The 19,745-nt window shown below is 64.8% G+C and carries 21 protein-coding genes; 4 read left to right on the forward strand and 17 right to left on the reverse strand.

All coding sequences use genetic code 11. The features are described 5' to 3' along the window. The first annotated feature begins 5 nt into the window (after positions 1 to 5). Positions 6 to 2,366, forward strand: a complete 2,361-nt coding sequence (locus ACFVSJ_RS11190; RefSeq protein ID WP_387436863.1) for a glycoside hydrolase family 65 protein — start codon at positions 6 to 8, stop codon at positions 2,364 to 2,366. Positions 2,367 to 2,369: 3 nt separating this feature from the next. Here the strand turns inward: ACFVSJ_RS11190 and ACFVSJ_RS11195 are convergent, their stop codons facing one another. The 3 genes from ACFVSJ_RS11195 to ACFVSJ_RS11205 form a co-directional block, all read right to left on the reverse strand. Then, positions 2,370 to 2,561, reverse strand: coding sequence for a YegP family protein (locus tag ACFVSJ_RS11195; protein WP_387436864.1), 192 nt, complete (start codon positions 2,559 to 2,561; stop codon positions 2,370 to 2,372). Next, positions 2,561 to 2,956 carry a hypothetical protein gene (locus ACFVSJ_RS11200; RefSeq protein WP_387436865.1) on the reverse strand — a complete coding sequence of 132 codons (396 nt, stop codon included), beginning with the start codon at positions 2,954 to 2,956 and terminating at the stop codon, positions 2,561 to 2,563. The genes ACFVSJ_RS11195 and ACFVSJ_RS11200 overlap by 1 nt, the downstream gene beginning before the upstream one ends. A 133-nt stretch (positions 2,957 to 3,089) precedes the next feature. Continuing rightward, positions 3,090 to 3,830: an ANTAR domain-containing protein gene (locus ACFVSJ_RS11205; RefSeq protein ID WP_387436866.1), complete on the reverse strand. Its 741-nt coding sequence runs from the start codon at positions 3,828 to 3,830 to the stop codon at positions 3,090 to 3,092. 350 nt (positions 3,831 to 4,180) lie between these two features. On the opposite strand from ACFVSJ_RS11205, the gene ACFVSJ_RS11210 reads away from it, so the two are divergent. Then, on the forward strand, positions 4,181 to 4,708 hold the full coding sequence (locus tag ACFVSJ_RS11210; RefSeq protein WP_387436867.1) for a MarR family winged helix-turn-helix transcriptional regulator: 528 nt from the start codon (positions 4,181 to 4,183) through the stop codon (positions 4,706 to 4,708). On the opposite strand, the gene ACFVSJ_RS11215 is transcribed toward ACFVSJ_RS11210, so the two are convergent. Genes ACFVSJ_RS11215 through idi form a run of 6 tightly spaced genes read right to left on the reverse strand, consistent with a single transcriptional unit; the run spans position 4,703 to position 10,571 of the window. Beyond that, entirely contained in the window at positions 4,703 to 6,001 is a 1,299-nt protein-coding gene (locus ACFVSJ_RS11215; protein ID WP_387436868.1) for a prenyltransferase, read from the reverse strand. The genes ACFVSJ_RS11210 and ACFVSJ_RS11215 overlap by 6 nt on opposite strands. After that, a complete protein-coding gene (locus tag ACFVSJ_RS11220; protein WP_387436869.1) occupies positions 5,998 to 6,354 on the reverse strand; it encodes a lycopene cyclase domain-containing protein in 357 nt (118 codons plus the stop codon). The genes ACFVSJ_RS11215 and ACFVSJ_RS11220 overlap by 4 nt, the downstream gene beginning before the upstream one ends. Continuing rightward, positions 6,354 to 8,021 (reverse strand): phytoene desaturase family protein, encoded by a 1,668-nt coding sequence (gene crtI, locus ACFVSJ_RS11225; RefSeq protein WP_387436870.1) that lies wholly within the window; start codon positions 8,019 to 8,021, stop codon positions 6,354 to 6,356. Before crtI ends, ACFVSJ_RS11220 begins: the two co-directional genes overlap by 1 nt. Then, positions 8,018 to 8,923 (reverse strand): phytoene/squalene synthase family protein, encoded by a 906-nt coding sequence (locus ACFVSJ_RS11230; RefSeq protein ID WP_387436871.1) that lies wholly within the window; start codon positions 8,921 to 8,923, stop codon positions 8,018 to 8,020. Before ACFVSJ_RS11230 ends, crtI begins: the two co-directional genes overlap by 4 nt. Continuing rightward, positions 8,920 to 10,026, reverse strand: coding sequence for a polyprenyl synthetase family protein (locus ACFVSJ_RS11235; protein WP_387436872.1), 1,107 nt, complete (start codon positions 10,024 to 10,026; stop codon positions 8,920 to 8,922). Before ACFVSJ_RS11235 ends, ACFVSJ_RS11230 begins: the two co-directional genes overlap by 4 nt. After that, the gene (gene idi / locus ACFVSJ_RS11240) at positions 10,023 to 10,571 is read right to left on the reverse strand and encodes an isopentenyl-diphosphate Delta-isomerase (protein WP_387436873.1); all 549 of its coding nucleotides are present in this window, start codon (positions 10,569 to 10,571) and stop codon (positions 10,023 to 10,025) included. The genes ACFVSJ_RS11235 and idi overlap by 4 nt, the downstream gene beginning before the upstream one ends. An 83-nt stretch (positions 10,572 to 10,654) precedes the next feature. Between idi and ACFVSJ_RS11245 the strand changes: the two genes are divergently transcribed. Both ACFVSJ_RS11245 and ACFVSJ_RS11250 read left to right on the forward strand, forming a co-directional pair. Next, complete coding sequence (locus ACFVSJ_RS11245) at positions 10,655 to 11,218, forward strand: MarR family winged helix-turn-helix transcriptional regulator (protein ID WP_387436874.1); 564 nt, start codon at positions 10,655 to 10,657, stop codon at positions 11,216 to 11,218. 169 nt (positions 11,219 to 11,387) lie between these two features. Further along, positions 11,388 to 11,852, forward strand: coding sequence for a hypothetical protein (locus tag ACFVSJ_RS11250; protein ID WP_387436875.1), 465 nt, complete (start codon positions 11,388 to 11,390; stop codon positions 11,850 to 11,852). Between the two features lie 7 nt (positions 11,853 to 11,859). On the opposite strand, the gene ACFVSJ_RS11255 is transcribed toward ACFVSJ_RS11250, so the two are convergent. The 8 genes from ACFVSJ_RS11255 to ACFVSJ_RS11290 form a co-directional block, all read right to left on the reverse strand. Beyond that, positions 11,860 to 13,110: an Nramp family divalent metal transporter gene (locus ACFVSJ_RS11255; protein ID WP_387436876.1), complete on the reverse strand. Its 1,251-nt coding sequence runs from the start codon at positions 13,108 to 13,110 to the stop codon at positions 11,860 to 11,862. Positions 13,111 to 13,210: 100 nt separating this feature from the next. After that, a complete protein-coding gene (locus ACFVSJ_RS11260) occupies positions 13,211 to 14,014 on the reverse strand; it encodes a CPBP family intramembrane glutamic endopeptidase (RefSeq protein WP_387437072.1) in 804 nt (267 codons plus the stop codon). Between the two features lie 27 nt (positions 14,015 to 14,041). Continuing rightward, positions 14,042 to 14,914, reverse strand: a complete 873-nt coding sequence (locus ACFVSJ_RS11265; protein WP_387437073.1) for an SGNH/GDSL hydrolase family protein — start codon at positions 14,912 to 14,914, stop codon at positions 14,042 to 14,044. 49 nt (positions 14,915 to 14,963) lie between these two features. Then, complete coding sequence (locus ACFVSJ_RS11270; RefSeq protein WP_387436877.1) at positions 14,964 to 15,818, reverse strand: helix-turn-helix transcriptional regulator; 855 nt, start codon at positions 15,816 to 15,818, stop codon at positions 14,964 to 14,966. Positions 15,819 to 15,852: 34 nt separating this feature from the next. Then, complete coding sequence (locus ACFVSJ_RS11275; protein ID WP_387436878.1) at positions 15,853 to 16,824, reverse strand: aldo/keto reductase; 972 nt, start codon at positions 16,822 to 16,824, stop codon at positions 15,853 to 15,855. A gap of 94 nt (positions 16,825 to 16,918) precedes the next feature. Beyond that, complete coding sequence (locus ACFVSJ_RS11280; protein ID WP_387436879.1) at positions 16,919 to 17,671, reverse strand: maleylpyruvate isomerase family mycothiol-dependent enzyme; 753 nt, start codon at positions 17,669 to 17,671, stop codon at positions 16,919 to 16,921. Next, positions 17,671 to 18,507, reverse strand: coding sequence for a fumarylacetoacetate hydrolase family protein (locus ACFVSJ_RS11285; protein WP_387436880.1), 837 nt, complete (start codon positions 18,505 to 18,507; stop codon positions 17,671 to 17,673). The genes ACFVSJ_RS11280 and ACFVSJ_RS11285 overlap by 1 nt, the downstream gene beginning before the upstream one ends. After that, positions 18,507 to 19,634 (reverse strand): cupin domain-containing protein, encoded by a 1,128-nt coding sequence (locus ACFVSJ_RS11290; protein WP_387436881.1) that lies wholly within the window; start codon positions 19,632 to 19,634, stop codon positions 18,507 to 18,509. The genes ACFVSJ_RS11285 and ACFVSJ_RS11290 overlap by 1 nt, the downstream gene beginning before the upstream one ends. Between the last annotated feature and the right edge of the window lie 111 nt (positions 19,635 to 19,745).

Below are 19,745 nucleotides of genomic sequence, written 5' to 3' on the forward strand. Positions count from 1 at the left end.
CGCCCATGGCACTCATCAGCTCTGACCGGCTGCGCTTCCCTTGCGAGCCTTGGAAGCTCGTGGAAAACATCCACGTCCCCGGTGACGAGGGAACCCTGGAAACACTCTTCGCGCTGGGCAACGGCCACCTCGGTATCCGCGGCGCCCACTCCACCCGCGGGGACGGCGAACTCCCGGGCACGTTCATCAACGGCTTCCACGAGATATGGGACATCAAGCACGCCGAAAACGCTTACGGATTCGCCCGCACCGGCCAGCGGATCGTCTACGTCCCGGACGCCAACAACTTCACGGTATCGATCGACGGTGAGGCCCTGAGCCTGGCCGAAACCACGGTGCTGGACTACCACCGCAGCATCGACTTTGCCACGGGCGTCTACGAGGAAACCACCACGTGGGCGTGCCGCTCTGGCGCTACCGTCACCACGGTGGAGCGCCGAGCGGTGGGCTTCGATTCGCGCGGCTGCCTTGGCCTGGAATTGTCCGTGAGCGCCGACCGTGACGTGTCCGCGGACGTCAGCTCCGCCGTCGTCAACCGCCAGGACCAGCCTGTGGAGGACCACTCCGTCCACGATCCCCGGCGTTCGGGCCGGCACGCCGGACGCGTGCTCCTGCCGCTTCACCTGCAGGGGGCCGACGGTTCGCTGCGCCTTGCCTGGGAGACATCGGAATCCCGCCAGCGCGTGGCCATGGCCGTGGACCACTGGATTTCCTACGAAGGCCAGCCCTTCGAAACGGCCGTGGCGGAAGACGAATCATCCGTTCGCTATGTCCTGGCCATCAACGCCGGGGAACCGTTCCGCCTGGAGAAAACTGTCAGTTACGTCGTTGCGGGCTCGGCAGGCGACGCCGAAGACCGCGGCGAGACCCTGGTTGCGGAAGCCGAAGCCAACCTGGTTCCGTTCAACGAAGTCCTGGCGCAAAGCCTGGCGCATTACAACACCTACTGGACCACGGCTGACGTTTCCATCGGCGGGCAGCCCGAACTGCAGCAGGCGGTTCGCTGGGCCATGTTCCAGCTGGCACAGGCAACGGCCCGCGCCGGAGTGGCGGGCATCCCTGCCAAGGGCGTGAGCGGCTCCGGTTACGAGGGCCACTACTTCTGGGATCAGGAGGTCTATCTCCTGCCCTATCTGACGTACACCAACCCGGATGGTGCCCGGAAGGTCCTGGAATCCCGCCATGCGATGCTTCCGGACGCCCGCGTGCGCGCCAAGGAACTCAGCGTGGACGGCGCCTTGTTCCCTTGGCGGACCATCAATGGGCTCGAAGCCAGTGCCTACTACGCCGCGGGAACCGCGCAGTTCCACATCGCTGCCGCCATCGCCTTTGCGGCAACCCGATACCGCTGGGCCAGTGCCGACGCGGGCTTCGAGTCCGAAGTGGGCGCGGACCTGCTGATCGAGACCGCGAGGATGTGGGCTTCCCTGGGCTTCTTCGGCAAGGACGGCATGTTCCACATCCACGGCGTCACCGGCCCGGATGAGTACACCGCCGTGGTCAACGACAATCTTTACACCAACGTCATGGCCCGCTTTAACCTGCGTGCGGCTGCGGCACTGGAGCACGAGGGCATCGCCGATACTGAGCGCCTGGTGTGGCGGCAGGCGGCCGAGCGCATGTCCCTGCCCTACGATCCGCACCTGCAGGTCTTCAGCCAGGACAACGATTTCATGACGCTGGAGCCGTGGGACTGGAACACCCCCAAGTCCAAGTACCCGCTGCTGCTGAACTTCCACCCCTTGGTGATCTACCGGCACCAGGTCCTCAAGCAGGCCGATACCGTGCTGGCGATGTTCCTGCAGTGGCAGGACTTCACGGCCGAAGAAAAGCAGCGCGCGTTCGACTTCTACGATCCCATCACCACCGGCGACTCAACCCTGTCCGCATGCGTGCAGGGCATCATGGCAGCCGAAGTGGGCTATGGCGATGTGGCGTTGAAGCACTTCACTGAAGCGTTGTTCATCGACCTGGACAATTCGCACGGCAACACGATCGACGGCGTCCACATCGCCTCCACCGGCGGCATCTGGAGTTCCTTGGTGTGCGGTTTTGCGGGCATGCGGGACCAAGGCGAGGTGTTGCGCTTCGACCCGCGCCTGCCGTCCGAGTGGGAAGGCCTCGCGTTCCGGCTGAAGGTCCAGGGGCGCCTGCTGTCGGTTGAGCTCTCGCAGGGTTCCATGGCGCTTGGCCTGGTTGACGCGGCCGGTTACAGCAATGAGCCATTGCGCGTGCAGGTCCGGGACCTCGACGTCACGGTCGGTTCCACCACGGTTGCGGTGCCGCTCGAGGCGGTGGCCGTTCCGCCGTCGTCGGTCTTCCCGAGTTCGTTCCCGACGGCGGGACTTCCCATTGTAGGTGTGTAACCGCTAGCTGGCGCTGGCTGTGTGGTCCTCGATCAGGCCGCTCGCTGCGATTTCGCGCAGCGAGTAGATGCCTTTCGCGGCTGAGTCCTTGTCATGGAACCGCATGGACAGCGCCAGTTCGGTGCCGTCCGCGTCCACGAGCCGTACACGGCAGTCGCCTCCGGATGCATCGACGACTTCGAAGTGCCCCGCCATTAGAGGGCGCCGCGTTCTTTGGGCTTCGGTAAGGTCAGCGTGGCTGTCGGCTTCCGCGGCGGCCCGCTTGCCGGGTGGGCTGCTTTGGCGGCTTCCCTCCGACGGTCGAGCTCCGAGGAAACGAGTTCCAGGAGGGCCTTGGCGGGTTCGGACAAATGGTGCGTGTCGGCCGAACCGAGTTGGTCGCAGTGAACCAGAACGTGGCGGATGCGTTCGAGTTCCCGTGTGGGGACCAGCGGCCACCGGCGGAACAGTTGCCGCACGGCGATGGCGCCCAGGAGGGCATCGGGTTTGTTGGGCAGATCGTGCGGCCTTGATGCTCCTCGTCGAGCAATGGGGGCGGCAAATGGAGCTACTCCATGGGAATAGGTGGATTTGGCTGAATTGGGGGCCATGCGGACCTCCCGAAAGTAGAGCGAAGGAAGCCGGCTGCGTGACTGTTAAATCAGCTTACAGAATGTGAGTTATGTCATGTCAATCGTTACGTTGGAAATTTGTACATCGGGTTTAGAATACCCAGTTTGCTGACTAATCCTCGAAGTGGGCAGTCTGCGTGTGCGGTTGTCCGGCGAGCCTGTTGACGATGTCCTGGGCAACGTCACGGAGCTTTCGGTTCCGGTCGCTCGAGGCCCGGCGCAGGATGTCGAAAGCTTCGTCGTGCGAGCAACGGTTCTGGGCCATGATCATCCCGCATGCAAGATCGATGATCGTCCGGCTTTCCATGGCGGCTTTGAGATCGTCGCCGCGCTGGTCCGCCGCTGCGATCCGGACCGCCAGGCGCAGGGCCTTGCTGGACATCGCGACGAACAGGACGGCGTCGCTTATCGACTTCTTGGTAAAAAGTCCGGGCTCGGCTGCGAAGAAGTTCAGGACGGCGGCCGACTCGTCGCCGAGCTTCATGGGTACGCCCAGCACGCTGCTGATTCCGGCGGCAAGCAGGGCCTCGGAATACGTGGGCCAGCGCGGATCGGTGGCGGCATCCTCGAGCACCTTTGGCACGCCGCTGTCCAATGCATCGACGCACGGACCCTCACCCAGGCCCTGCTCTATGCGGTCGAGGACCACGGCACGCTCGCTGCTGCCTCCGATGGTGGCCGTCCGCTTGCGGCGACGAAGGGTCACGGCACATTCGACGTGCGAGCCGGTGGCTTGTTTCATCATGTCCGCCGAGAAGCCGGTGAGGCCGTCCAGGAACTCCTTGATGTCTTCAGTGCCGGCGATGAGGTCCACCAATTGCTCGAAGTCCTCGGCCCTGTCTTCCGCAGTCATGGCTCCAAATCTAGAGTGATGTGCCACTGCCTACAAGGCGCTAGCTGTTGCGCCCGCCACGCACCCGCACTGGCACCGCCGTCGAGCGCATCCGAACGATCAGTCTGACCTAAACACGAAAAATAACCCCGGCCGCATCATGGCTCTGGTCCAGAGAGGCGGGTCCGGGGACTTCGGGACCAATCTTACCGAGGATGCAGTTGGTGTCCGTGCTCAGTGCCACGGTAATTTGGCGTACAAAATCCGAGTTCTCCGTCTTCACGTGCAGAGCCTCTTTCCTTGAAGGACCTCTCCGGACTTAGTATCAGATGCTAGGTAAACGAGCTTCACGCTTTGCGAAGGATTACTGGATGGACGCAGACGGCCACGCCAAGGGCTATTGGTACGGGAAGGATCCGGGGCAAAAGGAGCTTGCCGTCGGTGTCCTGAATGCCCTCCGGGACTACCGTGTCTCGGAACAGGCCATGCGGAAACGTACCCGGTCCTCCATGCTGATGGGCGAGAAGGACCTATTGGCCCTGCGGTACCTGTTCGAGGCCGAGGCCGACGGCCGCGTGATGAAGCCGAAGGACCTGGGCGACCGCCTGGGCATAACCTCGGCGTCCATGACCACCCTGATCGACCGGCTGGTGGATTCGGGGCATATCCGGCGCGAAGCCCACCCGACTGACCGGCGTGCGCTGATCCTGCGGCCCACTCCGGCATCGGACCAGGAAGTGCGGCACACCCTGGGCGCCATGCACCGGCGCATGCTGGATGTTGCCAGTGCGCTGAGCTCCGAACAGGCGGAAGTGGTGACGGAGTTCCTGCGCCACATGAGCCAGGCGCTGGACACGATCGACCACGAACCCGCCGCAGACGATCCACAGCCTTCATGAGGCGAGGCTCCACTGCAGGATCAGGATGAGCGTCACCAGGAATCCGGAACCGTAGTTGAGCCAGATGAAACGGCGCCAGGCCGTATTGGTGCGGGCCGCCGTCGAATCCGTGACATTCCACCACGGTGCGCAATTCAGGACGTAGGGCAGCGCGACGACGGCCGCCAACGGCCCGGGCCACGGCGTGGCCAGTATCCCGAGCCCAGCCAGGATCCACAGCACGACGGCGAGCCGCACCGTCGCGCGGGCGCCGATGACCGTGGCGATCGAGCCGATTCCGGCCTGCCGGTCCGGCTCGATGTCCTGCACGGCGCCGAAGGCGTGCGCGGCCATGCCCCATACGAAGAACGCGGCCAGCAGGATGATCAAGCCCGCTGTCGGCTCTGCGCCGGCGAGCGTCAAACCCACGACGGCGGGGCTCACAAAGTGCGTACTGGACGTCATGGAGTCCAAGAGGGGGCGCTCCTTGAAGCGGAGTCCGGCCACGGAGTAGGCCACCACGGCGAAGGCGCTGACGGCGATGGCTACCCACGCCGCCGGGCCACCGGCAGCGGCGAGAACCACCAGGAACGGCACGTTGGTGACCGCCGCCAGCCACAGCATGGGACGGTGCAGTCGAGGCGGAAGGAGGGCGCCCTCGATGCCGCCCTTGCGGGGATTCTGCAGGTCGGAGGCGTAATCGAAAACGTCGTTGATCCCGTACATCGCAAGGTTGTAGGGAATCAGGAAGTAGAAGGTGCCGACAATCAACACCCAGTCGATCTCGCGGTTGGCCAGCAGCATGGCGGCCGCGAAGGGGTAGGCCGTGTTGATCCAGCTGACAGGCCGGGAGGCAAGGATGGCTTGGGGGACCAGGCCGGCGAGGCGGGAGCCTGCGGGATCTCCGGGCTCTGGCCGCGAGGCGCTCCGGGGCTGGCCCTGCCCCGCCGAGGGGTCCGCTTTCCGGCGCGTCAACCACAACCACAGCCCGGGCAGCAGGAGCGCGGCGGCCAGCGGGTACGCAAAATCCTCTATGGGAGCCAAGCCGATCTTTGCCCCAAGCAGGTGGGCGTCGTCATAGTGGAACAGGTCCATGCCGATCATCACGGAATCGAACACGGCCGTGAGTACCGCGAGGGCGGCAAAGGACAGACCCACGGCCCGCCAGTGCGTTGACGTGGGACCGGAGGTGGTGCCGACGGCCGCAGCCCCGCGTGCCGCCGTCGGGCTCGCCGCGAAGGCCGCGCGCGCAAAAGCCGCTCCGGCCACGGCCGCGGCGCCCACGAAAGCCAGCGCAAGCCAGAAGTACGTCATGCGTTTTCCCGTTCCCGCTCGTGGATCCCGGCACGGCTGTGAAGCCGCTCAAGGATCCGCCGCGCTCCTGTGTACAGCACCATGGTGCAAAGGACCAGGAACAGCAGGAACACGGGCTCTTCGAGGGGGAGCTCGGGTGCCAGCAGGATCCCGGTGGCTATGGCTCCCTCGCCTCGCAGGAAAATGCCCAAACCGATTCCGGCGAGGTCCCAGCCGAGGAGGAACGCCAGTCCGACGGCGGTAACGGTCGCCGCTGCTTTGGCGTCGTGCCAGAAGAAGAGCCGGAACCGGTGATCGAGCAGCAGCATGCACGCGATGCCCGTGAGAAGGGCGGCAAGGTAGACGAATCCCATCAACCCACCTTCCTGCCCATCGTGCTCCGGTGGCGGACGGGGGTCGGTCCGGGGCTGTGGTCCCCACGGATCCGCTTCAACACCAACTCGGCGCTGATGAGGCACATGGGAACCCCGACGCCTGGCGCGGTGGTGGCCCCGGCATAGTACAAACCATCCACCTTCTTGGAAGCATTCTGTGCACGGAACATGGCACTTTGGCTCAGCGTGTGCGCCGGTCCGAGCATGCCACCGCGCCAGGAGTGGTAGTCGCGGGCGAAGTCTGCCGGGCCGATGGTGTGCCGGACAATGATGCGCTCGCGGAGGTCTAGGATGTTCGCCCACTCGGCGATCTGGGTGATCGCGGCGTCGGCAATCTCCTCGATCCGCGGGTCACCTGCGCCGTCCGCGCCGCCCGAACCCAGCGCTGGATCGGCCGGGATGGGGACCAGGACAAAGAGGTTCTCGTGGTCGCGGGGAGCGACGCCCGGGTCCGTGGCGCTGGGTTTGCAGACATAGATGGAAGCGGGATCCGGGACCCGGGCGGGCTTGCCGAAGATCGCGTCGAAGTTGGCCTCCCAGTCCCGCGTGAAGAACAGGGAGTGGTGCGGCAGTTGGGGGAGGTGTCCGCTCACGCCGAGCATCACCAGCACCGCACCAGGGCCGCTCGTCCGGCGTTGCCACCAGGAGCGTGGGTAGCTCCGGTCCCCGATGTCCAGGAGTTGGGTTTCCGTGTGGTGGAGGTCGGCTCCGGACACTACATGGTCGGCGACACTGAAGTGCTCCGCCCCGCTTGGGTCCCGCCACTTCACGCCGGTGACTTCCCGGGTTTTGCGCACCCGGAAAGGCGCGGGCCCTTGGAAGTGGCCGCGCGGAGTAAATCGGTCCTGTGTCTTGGGCCGGGCCTCGCGCGTGGCGATCCGGACCACCTCCGCTTCCGTCTGGATCCGCACGCCTGCTTCGAGGGCCAGTGCTTCGAGGCGTTGGACGAGTTCCCAGAAGCCACCCAGCGGATACTGCACGCCATCGCCCAGGTCCAGCGCGCTCATCAAGTGGTACATGGCCGGAGCGTCCGCGGGGTTGGTTCCGAGGAACACGGCCGGGTACCCCAAGACCTGGCGCAGCACCGGATGCTGAAAGCGCTGGGCAATGAACTTCTCCAAGGGCATGGCCAGCAAGCGGGCCAGCTCCGGGAGCCCCCTGAGCACTTCCGGCTGCAGGAGCGCCTTGAGCCTGGTGAAGGGGTTGTAGAGGAAGAACCGTTCGGCCATGTCCGAGGTGTGCTGTGCCGACGCCAGATAGCGGGACAGCTGTTCCGCACTGCCGGGCTCAACCCGTTCGAACGCCGCCAAAACCTGGTCGCTGCCCAAGGGAACGGTCAACGGCTCGGGCCGGGTACCGGCGTCGTGCGGTTCGCTGAAGACGCGGTACGCGGGACTCAGCGTGCGCAAATCCAGCTGTTCCTCCGTGCTGGTTCCGAGCAGCTCGAAGAAGTGGTCGAAAACGCGGGGCATGAGGTACCAGGACGGGCCGGTATCGAAGCGGAACCCGTCGCGTTCCAGGCTTCCGGCGCGTCCGCCAACCCGGGGGAGGCGTTCCAGGAGCTGGACCTCGTGGCCTTCGTGGGCCAGGAGCGTGGCGGTGGCAAGCCCAGCAATGCCACCGCCGATCACTACTGTCCTGGTCATCCCCGGGGTTCTAACCAGGTTGCTGCGACCGCCCGGGCGGCCAGGCCGGCTTTGAAGACATCGGGTACGCGGACGCGTGACTCATAGAGTTCGGCAACGGATGTGCGTTCGATCCGTCGGGTCAGCGCCGCGAAGAGAGCCAAGGCGCTCCGGACGGCCGCCCGGGCGTCGTGGGGAAGGAGGGGGATGACGGCGTTCGCATCGGCCAATTGTGCGTGGATGGTTTTCACCCATTCCTCCCTGTCAGTGTCTTCAAGGTGGTCAGAGGTCCCAAGGTAGCTCCGGCCAAGGCGGGCGGTGTCGTCGGAGAGATCCCGCAGGAAGTTGATGTTCTGGAAAGCGGCTCCCAGCCGCCCCGCGCCGTGCTCCAAAGCCGCGGCATCGCCGTCGTCGATTTTTTGGCCCCGCAGGAACACCCGCAGGCACATCAATCCCACAACCTCGGCCGAGCCGTACACGTACCCTTGGTGGGCCGCGGCGTCGAAACGGAGGGGCGCGGCAGGCGCGGCTGCCGGCCCGCCCAAGTCCGTCCGCATGGATGCGAAAAAGGGGTCGACGAGCGTTTCGTCGATGCCCGCTGCCCGGGCAGTTTGCGCGAAGGCGTGGATGATGAGGTCGCTGCTGTAACCGATTTTCAGCGCGCGGTGGGTCTCTTCCACAAAATGGTCAAGGGCTTCGCCCTGCTGCTCGTGGCTCAGGCCGGCTTCGGCTGTGACGCCGTCCACCAGTTCATCGGCCACCCGGACCAGGGCGTAGATGTTCCGGACGTGCTGCCGGTGCCGCGGGCCCAGCAGGCGGCAGGCCAGCCCGAAGGACGTGGAATAGGCCGCGATGACCTGGTTGGCGGCGCGTTCGGCGGTCTTGGTGAACTGGCCGAACGAGGTATCGACGTCGAGGCTCATGACTGCCGTCCTTCGAGTTGACCGGCCAGCTCCAACAGGACATCGCGCGCGCCGGCGGGAACGTGGGTGCTGGCGATGACCTCGCGGAATGCGCGTGTTTGTTGGTCTATGTGGCCCTGGACGAAGGTTTCCGCCCCGCAGTCGGACAGCAACTGCCGGACATTGTCAGCGTCGCTGCCACCCAGGTCCGCCCGGCCGAACCACGGTTCGATCTCAGCCCAGGCGCTGGTTTTCCGTGCGTAGGCGATGATGGCCGTTTGCTTGCCCTCCCGCAGATCGGAAAAGGGATCCTTTCCGTGACTGCGGGGATCGCCGAAGGTGGACAGGAGGTCGTCCTGGAGCTGGAACGCCAGGCCGAGGTGGCGGCCCGCTGCCGCCAACGCCGCTTCGATGGAAGGCTCGACGCCGGCCAAGGTTGCCGCCGCGCGCAGGGGCAGCTCGAACGTGTACGTGGCGGTTTTGTAGCCGCACATGGTGAGGATGGTTTCAAGCTCGGGAGCGATGATGCCGTCTCCCAGTCCCACATCGAGCTGTTCGCCGGCCACCGTTTCATTGATGGTGTGCTCCAGCAGGTCCAGGAGCCGGACGCGGGTTGGGTGGGGCAGTTCGGCGCGGGCAAACACCTGGTGGGTGGCGGCGAGCAGCATGTCGCCCATGAGGATGCCGCCTGTTTGTGCCCAGTGCAGCGCGCTGTCCGGACGGCCGGCGTCGGGCCTTTCCCCCGACGGCGGCAGTTGGCCGGCCTCCGCGAGGAGGGAGCCGATGAGGTTGGGCCGTCCGCGGCGGACGAGGTCGCCGTCGATCACGTCGTCGTGGAGCAGGAAGGCGTAGTGCAGGAGTTCGATGGCTGCGGCAATGGAGATCGCGGTGTGGCGGTCTTCGGTGTTCTTGTCCGCCAAGGCATCGAAGCTTTCCACCAGCAGGAGCGGGCGGACGAACTTCCCGCCGAGCACATTTTCTCCGGCAATGCTCCATAGGCGGTGGAACTCCGGGCCGTAACGGACGGCCGTCTTGGTGCGCTCGCCGATCAGCCCGGATAGTTCGGACTCGATCGCCGAGCAGAGATGCGGCCTAGCCCGGACCATGTTCGGCATGGTGGTCATGCCGGTGCTCCCGCTGAGAGGGCCTTGACTTCCAGGAGTTGCGGGAACTGCAGGGCGAGCCATGGGCTGAAGGCACTTGACGTGTGTTCCAGTGCGCCGGACAGGAGATCGGGGGAGACCCAGACCCAGTCGGCCACCTCCGTGGGGTTGGGGTTCAGTTCGCCATGGATCCGAGCCACATAGACGGGGCAGAGCTCGTTTTCCACTACTCCGGAGGGGTCAACGGCCCGGTAGCGGAACTCGGGGAGCACCAGTTCCAGCCGGGTGATGTCCGTTCCCAATTCGAAGCGTGCCCTTCGCATGACGGCCTCTTCGGGGTCCTCGCCCGGTGCCGGGTGTCCGCAGAAGCTGTTGGTCCAAACTCCCGGCCACGTCTTCTTTTCCGGGGAGCGGCGGGTCAGGAGGAGTTCCCCCGCCCGGTTCATCAGGTAGCAGGAGAAGGCGAGGTGAAGCGGGGTGTCCTGCGTATGGACGTTGGCCTTCCGGGCCTCGCCAATGGGGGTGCCGGCGTCGTCGAGGAGGACGACCATCTCTACGGTGTTCATGGTGAGCCTTCCTCCAACGCCAATATTGCTAGACAAGCTAGAAAGAAGATTACCATGTAGGCAGTTGGGTGTAACATACTCACATGTTTAAAAGGGGAGAAGCTGACGCTACCTCCTCTTCCCATCTCTACGATCTGGACGCCAACGATCCGCTGCGGCAACTGGTGGACAGGACTGGCCTCAGCGACGCCGACCTGCGGCAGATCAATCAGCTCATGGCCGCGCTAGGCCGGTTGCACGACGCGGAGCAGCGGCTCTCGGACGCCTCGCTGAAGTACATGAAGCTCAACCGCTCGGACATGCGGGCGCTCCACTACCTGATTGTCTGCGCCAATAGCGGGGTCACAGCCACGCCGGGCGCCATCGCTTCCCACCTGAACATCTCGACGGCGTCCACCACCAAGTTGCTGGACCGTTTGGAACGCGCGGGCCACGTTACGCGACAACCGCATCCCACCGATCGTCGCGCGTTGACCATTGCCATTACGGCGGAAACGCACGAGGCGGCCATGCAAACAGTGGGACGGCAGCATGCCCGCCGCTTCCTTGCCGCGGCCCGACTGACGCCCGAAGAACGGGATGTTGTGATGCGCTTCCTCGACGACATGGCCGAGGAGATCTCGGTTGATAAGGACACCTGGGCCTAATCTGCCCGCATCTCGGGTGGACGTGCGGAGAATCACACAGTGGAGCGCCTGACCACCTATTGAACAGATCTCCCCGAGCTTGATAAATTAGCGCTGGCAAGTCATGCCACCCCCCATTTTTCCCGCACAGCACCTAAGCAAGACGGGCACATTTTTTTGAAAGGCCACCATGGAATTGCTGTGGGAAATCGCCGGTTGGACGGGCGCTGCGCTCATCTTGAGCGCGTACTTGAGCGTCTCCATGGGCTGGCTGAAAGCAGGCCGGCGCTTCCAGACCGCCAACCTGATCGGCGCGGTGGCGTTCATGATCAACGGCGCCGTCCACGAGGCTTGGCCATCCGTGGTCACCAACGCCGCGTGGTTCCTGATTTCGGCGATCGCCCTGGTGCGCATGCGCGCGGCCGCGGAGTCTCCTGCAGCCGTGGTGGAAGAAGCGCCCCAGGTCCAGTTCCCCGGCGTCCCGGACACCACTGGACAGATCGCCGTGGTGGAGGCGATTACCTCGGCGGTGCACGGCGACGTGGAGCACCGCGTGGCCGAATGCCAGGCCAGCCTCGCCGGCGGACACCTTGCTGATTACGTGCCCGCCGACGACTGCGCAGGAAAACCCGTAGCGAGCCTCGCAGGGGCTTAGCTGGCCGTTACCCCTGGCCTGACAGCGTCAGTGCGATCAGTACGACGTTCAAACCGACAATCAGCGCTGCACTGGTCCAGCCCGCGATCTTCAACGGCAGGGCGTCTACGTGGATACCCATCACGTCCTTCTTGCCGGTGAGCCGGATCAGCGGGATCAGGGCGAAGGGAATGCCGAAGCTGAGCAGGACCTGGCTGAGCACCAGTGCCAGGGTTGGTTCGATGCCCGCGCCCAGGATGATCAGGGCCGGGATGAGAGTGATGACGCGGCGGGCCAGGAGGGGAATCCTTACTTTGAGCAGGCCGCCCATAATCGTGGCGCCGGCGTAGCAGCCCACGGAGGTCGAGGCCAGTCCGGAGGCCAGCAGGCCGATCGCGAAGACGACGCCGATGGCCGGGCCGAGTGCCGAGGTTACGGCTGCGTGGGCTCCGGCGATGGTGTCGGTTCCCTCAATGCCGCGGAGGCTTGTGGCGGCCAGGAGCAGCATGGAAATATTCACGACGCCGGCCAGCAGCAAGGCGCCGACGACGTCGAACCGTGTGGCCTTGATAAGGCGGGTGCGGACCACGGGGTTGTCCGAGAAGCCGTGCCGGTCCCGGGCGAGTGCCGAGTGCAGGTAGATGGCGTGGGGCATCACCGTGGCGCCCAGCATGCTGGCGGCGAGGAGAACGGTGTCCGTTCCTTCGAAGCGGGGCAGCAATCCGCCCACAGCCTCGCCCGCGTCCGGCGGGTTGACGAATAGCCCGGACATGAAGCCCACGGCGATCACGCCGAGCAGCACCAGGATGGCGTACTCGAAGGAGCGTTGTCCGCGACGTGTTTGCAGGGCAAGCAGGAGCATGGACGCAATGCCGATGATGACGCCGCCGGTCAGCAACGGGAGGCCGAACAACAGGTTCAGGGCCACCGCGCCGCCAATCACCTCTGCCATGTCCGTGGCTCCGGCGACGATCTCAGCCTGCGCCCAGTACAGCCGCCGGCGCTTGTTTCCCAGGCGCTTGCCCAGGATCTCGGGGAGGCTCATCCCCGTGGCCAGCCCAAGCTTGGCGGATTGGTACTGGACCAGCACGGCCATGGCGTTGGCTACCACCAGGACCCAAACCAGCAGGAATCCGTAGTTGGCGCCGGCCGTGAGGTTTGCAGCCACGTTTCCCGGATCGACGTAGGCTATGGCGGCCACGAAGGCCGGGCCAAGCAGGAGCAGTCGCGACCAAACGCGGCCGGGGGTTGCTCGTTTCTCCAGGGTGGGTGCTGCCATGGTCAATCCTCATCATTGGGGCGTAGTGATACTAGGAGGATAGCGGAAAGTTAGGCACACCGAAAAGTAGTAGTTAGGTATGCCGTCTTCTGTTGCTGGCTTAGTACAGGAAGATCGGCAGCCACTCCCGGTTGTGGGCGTGTACCAAGGCGAGGAACAGGACGAAGTCGAAGATCAGATGGACGGAGACCACATACGTAAACGACTTGGTCAGCTTGAAGGTGTAGCCCTGCAACAGCGCGAAGGGGAAGGTCAGCATCGGACCCCATGACTGGTATCCGATCTCCCACAGGAAGGAACTGAAGACCACGGCCTGGAGCAGGTTGGCCAGCCAGTCCGGAAAGTGTTGGCGCAGCAGGGTGAACGTGGTGCAGATGAAGAACAGCTCGTCCCAGATGCCCACGGTGTTCACGCCCAGGAACAGGCGCCAAAAGATGGTGGGGTCCGAGGCGTCGGGCCAGTTTCGATAGACGCCGGTAGTGATGAGGTACGCGGGAAGGATGAAATAGCCCAGCGCCACGACGCCGGCCAAGTAGAGTTTCGCCGCGAAGGGCCACTTGCGCCCGGTATTGACGGGGAACTTGATGATGTTCTCGCGGTAAACAAAGCGCGATGCCAGCCAAGGAACCAGCACTGCGAGGCCAAGCGCGCCACCCATGAGGGCCATGTGTTCCAGGCTCAGGTCGGCGTTGAGCGGCACCAGGCTGATGACCAGGATTCCCGCGGCCACGAGGCTTAGATGCTGCAGTAACTTTCGGTCGACGAAAGCCGCCGTGATCAAGCTCAGCGCGAGCAGGGAGTAACCCAGCCAGTCATTGCCGAGGGCGAACAACGGGATTCCGGACACTGAGAGCAACGTGGAGGGCAGCAGTTTCCAGCTCAGTGCCGTCCTTGGCGCATCCATCGAAAGTGTGGTCACGCCTCCAGCATCTCAGTTCCGGGGATCGTTGCCGACGTAGCTCCCTGGTGGCATGCCGGCGCCGAAGACCGGACCCGGATCCGGCCGCTTGGGGTGACGGTCCTCCCCGGAGCTCCTCTGGGTAAGGCGACGCAGGACCCACGGCACCAAGTGCTCGCGTGCCCAGATGATGTCGCTTGCCCGCGCTGCGCGCCAACTGCTTTCAGGCAGGCTCTTGGGTGTTTGCGGTTCCAGGGAATGAGGAACGTTGAGCGTATCGAGCACCATCATGGCGATGGTGTGCTGTCCCAGCGGGGAGAAATGGAGCCGGTCCGGATCCCACATCAAGGGATTGGTCAGTTGCCGCAACGCCCAGAGATCGGCGATCAGGGCATCGTGGCGGGCGGCGATGATCCGGATGTTCTCGTTGAAGATGGCCACCTTGCCTCGGGCCCGGCCCAGGACGGGAGTCGCACCCCAATCCGGGCCGGTGAACAGCAGGATCGATGCCCCGGAAGCAGCGAGGGCCGCCACCCCGTCATCCAGCTCGAGGGCAAGGTTGTCCGGATCGGTTCTGTGGAAGAGCAGATCGTTGCCGCCTGCATTGAGCGTGATCAGATCCGGCTGCAACGTCAACGCCGGGCCAACCTGCTCGTCCAGAATCTGTTGCAGCAGCCGGCCGCTGATTGCCAGGTTCGCGTAGGCGAAATCAGGGTGCCCCACGCTTAGTTCTTCCGCCACCCGGTCGGCCCAGCCGCGGAGGCCGCCGGGGCTTCGAGGCTCGGGATCGCCCACGCCTTCAGTGAACGAGTCGCCCATGGCCACATAGCGGCTCCATGGGTGCAGGTGGGCTCCCGAATAGCTGGAGCCTTCCTGCGCCTGACCATCGGCGCTGGCGGCGTTCATCTCCCCATACTGCGCGCTGCCGACCGCAAGCGCCATGCCGGGTTCCAACTCATTGGGGGTAAGGGGCCGGGGCAGTCCAGCTGGCGAGTATCCGCATGGCGTCGGCTGTGGCGGATCCAGGTTCCACGGTGTAGACGAGCATCACGAGTCCCGGGTCCGTGGAGAGTTCGAACGATTCGTAGCCGAATTCGAGGTCGCCTACTGCCGAATGGGTGAGCATCTTCTGGCCGGAGCGGTAGCGGAAGACGTCGTGGGATGCCCACAGTGAGCGGAATTCCGGGCTTTGGGTGGAGAGCGTGCCCACGATCCCGATCAGCTCTTTGTCGTAGGGGTCTTGGGCTGATGCGGCGTGGAGGAGAGCCACCACATTGCGTTTCGCGTTGTTGAAGTCCCGATGGAACCTCGGCGCCCGGGAGTCCAGGAACAAATAATGGGCATAGTTGTAGCGGTCACCGGAACCGTCCTCCGGGAGCGAGTACAGTGCTCGCCCGATCCTGTTGGACGCAAGGCGGTCGAGGCGTGCGTTTTGGATGAAGGCAGGGGCATCGATGGAGTCCAGCACACTCTGGACACCGGGCCGGACCACGGTGCGGTTGGAAGGTTTCCGGCGCCGAGCCACCCGTTGGGTGATCCGGGTGAGGTCGAGCAGGTGGTTCCGCTCGTCTTCGTTGAGTTGCAGGGCACGGGCTACAGCTTCGACGACTTCCCGCGATGCGCTGGAGATCTTGCCTCGCTCCAGGCGGGCGTAGTAATCGACGCTGACACCGGCCAGCTGGGCGACTTCTTCCCGGCGGAGGCCGGGCACCCGCCGGGCGCCGTTGTAGAGGGGGACGCCTGCCTGCTCTGGGGTGAGCTTGGCGCGCCGGGAGGTGAGGAAGTTGCTGATCTCGGACCGGGAATCCATGTTTTCAAGGGTATGACTGTGGCCGGGGACGATGTCAGTACCAGGCCGGCCCGTAGTTGACGTACGGGGATTCGAGACCATGTGCCTCCTCATCGCTGAGTGTGAGGGACAGTGCATCAACCGCCTGGTTGAGGTTGTGCGCCTTGGTAGCACCGACGATGGGCGCCGAAACGCCGGGGTTCCGCAGCACCCAAGCCAGGGCTATCTGGGCCATGGTGACACCACGGGCCTCTGCCAAGGCCTCTACGGCGTTGATGACGGGTTCGTCGTAGTCGTTGTCGAACGCCTGGACCACCTTGTCCGTGGTGGAGCGGGTACTTTGTTCACCCGCTGGACGAGCGAGGCGGCCTTTGCCGTTGGGGGAGTAGGGTACCAGGCCGACGCCCGTGTCCGCACACATGGCCATAAGCTCCGGCTCATCCTGGCGGCGCAGCAGGTTGTATTGGTTCTGCATGGAGGCGAATGTGGTCCAGCCGCCACGTTCTGCGGCGCGCTGGAGCTTTGCGAACTGCCAGGCATACATGGACGAGGCTCCGATGTAGCGGACTTTGCCGGCCTTGATGACGTCGTGGAGCACTTCCATGGTTTCCTCAACCGGTGTTTCGTCGTCGAACCGATGGATCTGGTAGAGGTCTATGTAGTCCGTGCCGAGGCGGGCCAATGAGGCGTCGAGTTGCTCCAGGATGGCCTTGCGGGAGAGGCCGGAGCCGCCGGGGCCGCTGTGCATTTTGCCGCGGACCTTGGTGGCAAGGACAACGTCCTCGCGGCGCGAGTACTTCTTGATGGCACGCCCAACGATTTCCTCGGAGGTACCTGCCTGATACACGTTGGCCGTGTCCCAGAACGTGATTCCCAATTCGATTGCCTGGCGGAAGAAGGGGCCGGCGTCGTCTTCGGTCAGGGCCCACGTATGCGCGTTCTCGGTGGTGGGGTCGCCGTAGCTCATGCATCCCAGGGCGAGTCGGCTGATCTTCAGTCCCGTGTTTCCGAGTCGGGTGTATTCCATGGCAGTGGTCCTTCTTTCCTGCGGAGGTGGTCCCTTGACGCTACGAGAGTTCCACCATCCGAAACAGGACCTGTCAGACCCTGTTCCGCCAGGGCTAGATCCACTGCGGCGCTGCCGGGACCCCCTCCGGCGCGGCGCCCTTTCCGGTGGCCGTCACCCCGGTGCTGCCTCGCCCTGCGGCCCATTCGACGACGGCGGGCAGCGGCCCGGTGATAATCGTCGGGTCCGTGGCACTGGTGTCGCCGAACGTTGTGTTGGCGTCCGTGACCTTGATCAACAGCCCGGCATCCGTGCCCCGGGTTTTCCAGGCGGAGGTGATGTCCTTCAGCAGCCGTTCAAGGACGGGTACGGGGATGTCATGGAAGGTGGCGCCGTTGTCCAGATCGACGGCGTGGATCCACACTTCGCGGGTCCGCAGCCAGGCCGTTTCCGAGGCCGGTACGGTTCGGCCTTGGGCCGTGCAGACTTCATTGGCCCACGACGCGTCGGGCAGGTCGCGCCACTCCACGGACAAGTGCACGGCGGAGTGGTCGATCAGGTTCCGCAACGCGATCGGGGACAGCGTGGCGCCGAAGTCGATCTCTTGGTTGCGGGCTTCCGGTGAGGAGTACATGGGCGTCTCCACTCCCGTGGCTGCCCACTCCACCAAACGGGCGAGGGCCCGCGCGTTGTAGCCCACGTGTGCCACAACGTGGCGGCGACTCCAGCCCGGAAGGCGGGTGCCGCCGTCGAGCTCTGCATCGGAGAGTTCGTTGAGCTTCCGGGCGAAGAACGCGGTGCCCCGCCGCGCCTGCAGGATATCTTCCTGCAAGCGCGGATCGGTGGTTTGGTCGTGGCGGGCAACCATCAGGCCTCCTTGACCACGCGGTTGTTCAGCTGGCCGAGGCCCTCAATGGTGGTGACCAGGAGTTGGCCTTCCTGGAGGTACCGCTTGGGGTCCTGGGCGTGGCCGACGCCGCCGGGGGTTCCGGTAGCGATCACGTCGCCCGGGTTGAGCGTGATGATGGTGGAGATGTAGGAGACCAGGAATTCGGGTGTGAAGACGAGGTCGCCGGTGGGGGTTTCCTGTTGGATTTCCCCGTCCACCGCCGAGGTCATGAGGGGGCCTGCAGTGAACTCGTCCGTGGTGACCAAGGCGGGGCCGAACGGGGTGGAGTTCTCCCACGTCTTGCCCTGGAGCCACTGGATGGTGCGGAACTGGTAGTCGCGCATGCTGATGTCGTTCAGGACCGCGTAGCCGGCGATGTGGTCTTTCGCGTCGGCTTCGGCGATGCGGCGGCCCTTCTTGCCGATGATCACGGCGAGTTCGGCCTCCCAGTCCACGGTGTCCGATTCCTGCGGCAACGCCAGGTCATCGTTCGGGCCGATCAGCGATTCCTGGTACTTCGCGAACAGCGTGGGGTACTCCGGAATTTCCCGGCCCATTTCCTTGATGTGGTTGCGGTAGTTGTGGCCAACGCAGATGATCTTCCCCGGTGACGGTACGACGGCGGCGAGGTCCGCGCCGTCGAGCGCGTGCGTTGGTCCGTTGGCCGCCTTCGCTTTCTCTTCCCAAGCGGGATCGTTCAGCAGCGCGCCGACGTCGGCGAAACCGGGGATCTCGGTGAGGGTGGTGCCGTCCTGGCGGACGGCGGCGGTGCCATTTCCGGCTGCGGTTTCGTTGCGGAGGGTGAGGAGTCTCATTACTTGCGTCCTTCGGTGTAGCTGCGGTTGAAGTTCAGGCGTTCAAAGATCGGGGCGTCGCTGAAGCGGAACAGGTCGAATTCCGTGTCTGCCTGCAAGGACCATTCCTGCCAGGACGGGACCACGAACAGGTCACCCTTGGCCAACTGTTTGGTTTCGCCGTTCAGGACCACGGTGCCGGTGCCTTCGAAGACCTGCCACACGCTGGAACCTACTTCGCGGAGCGGCTCGGTGGTGGCGCCGGCGCGGAGGCGGTGAAACTCCGCACGGATGGTCGGCATGACGTCCCCGCCCGTGGTCGGGTTCGTATAGCGGATGGCCGCGTGGCCTTGGGACACGGTGGCTGGGTGGCCCTCGTCTTCCAGCAGGAGCTGTTCGCGCAGGGCGGCGTCGGTGTGTTCCCAACGGTAGGCGGCGATGGGGGAGTTGGTAGTGTCCTGCAGGCCTGAGAGGGGTCGCAGGCCCGGGTGGGCCCAGAGCCTTTCCGAGCGGGAAATGTCCGGGGTGGCCTCGTCCGTGACGCGCTCGGTGCCGAACTCGAAGAACCCGGCGTCCGCGTAGTGCACGAACGGGATGTCCAGCCCATCGATCCAGGCCATGGGCTGGTCGGTGTCGTTGTGGTGGCCGTGGAAGTTCCAGCCAGGGGTGAGCAGGAAATCGCCGCGGCGCATGGCCACGGGATCGCCGTTGACCACTGTCCAGACGCCTTCGCCTTCGACGACAAATCGGAAGGCATTCTGGGAATGGCGGTGCTCCGGGGCCGTCTCGTGTGCGCCCAAGTACTGGATCGCTGCCCACAACGTCGGGGTCGCGTACGGTGTTCCGGCCAGGCCCGGGTTGGCCAGAGCAATGGCCCGGCGTTCCCCACCGCGGCCCACCGGAACCAGGTCCCCGGCACGGGCCGCCAAGGGATACAGGTCTTTCCAGCGCCACACGTGGGGCACGGCCTTGGGAGTGGGGACCATGGGCATCAGGTCACCGATCTCCGTCCACAACGGGATCAGGTTCTCCTGGTCGAAGTCCTTGTACAGCTGGTCCAGCTGGGCCTGTTCCTCAGGGGTCGGCTCCGGCAGTGCGTGGCTGGCGGCCACGGATTCGTGGGTCGTGTTCTCGGCGCTGATGGACACGAAAGGCCTCCTCGATAGGTCCGAACGGATATGGCGTAGTTCGACCCTAGGAAGGCCCCGCCCCCAACGCCCACATAATTCTGCCCTACAGAATCTATGCTCCCGTTGTGG

The organism is Paenarthrobacter sp. NPDC058040, assembly GCF_042885775.1.
Taxonomy (GTDB): Bacteria; Actinomycetota; Actinomycetes; order Actinomycetales; family Micrococcaceae; genus Arthrobacter.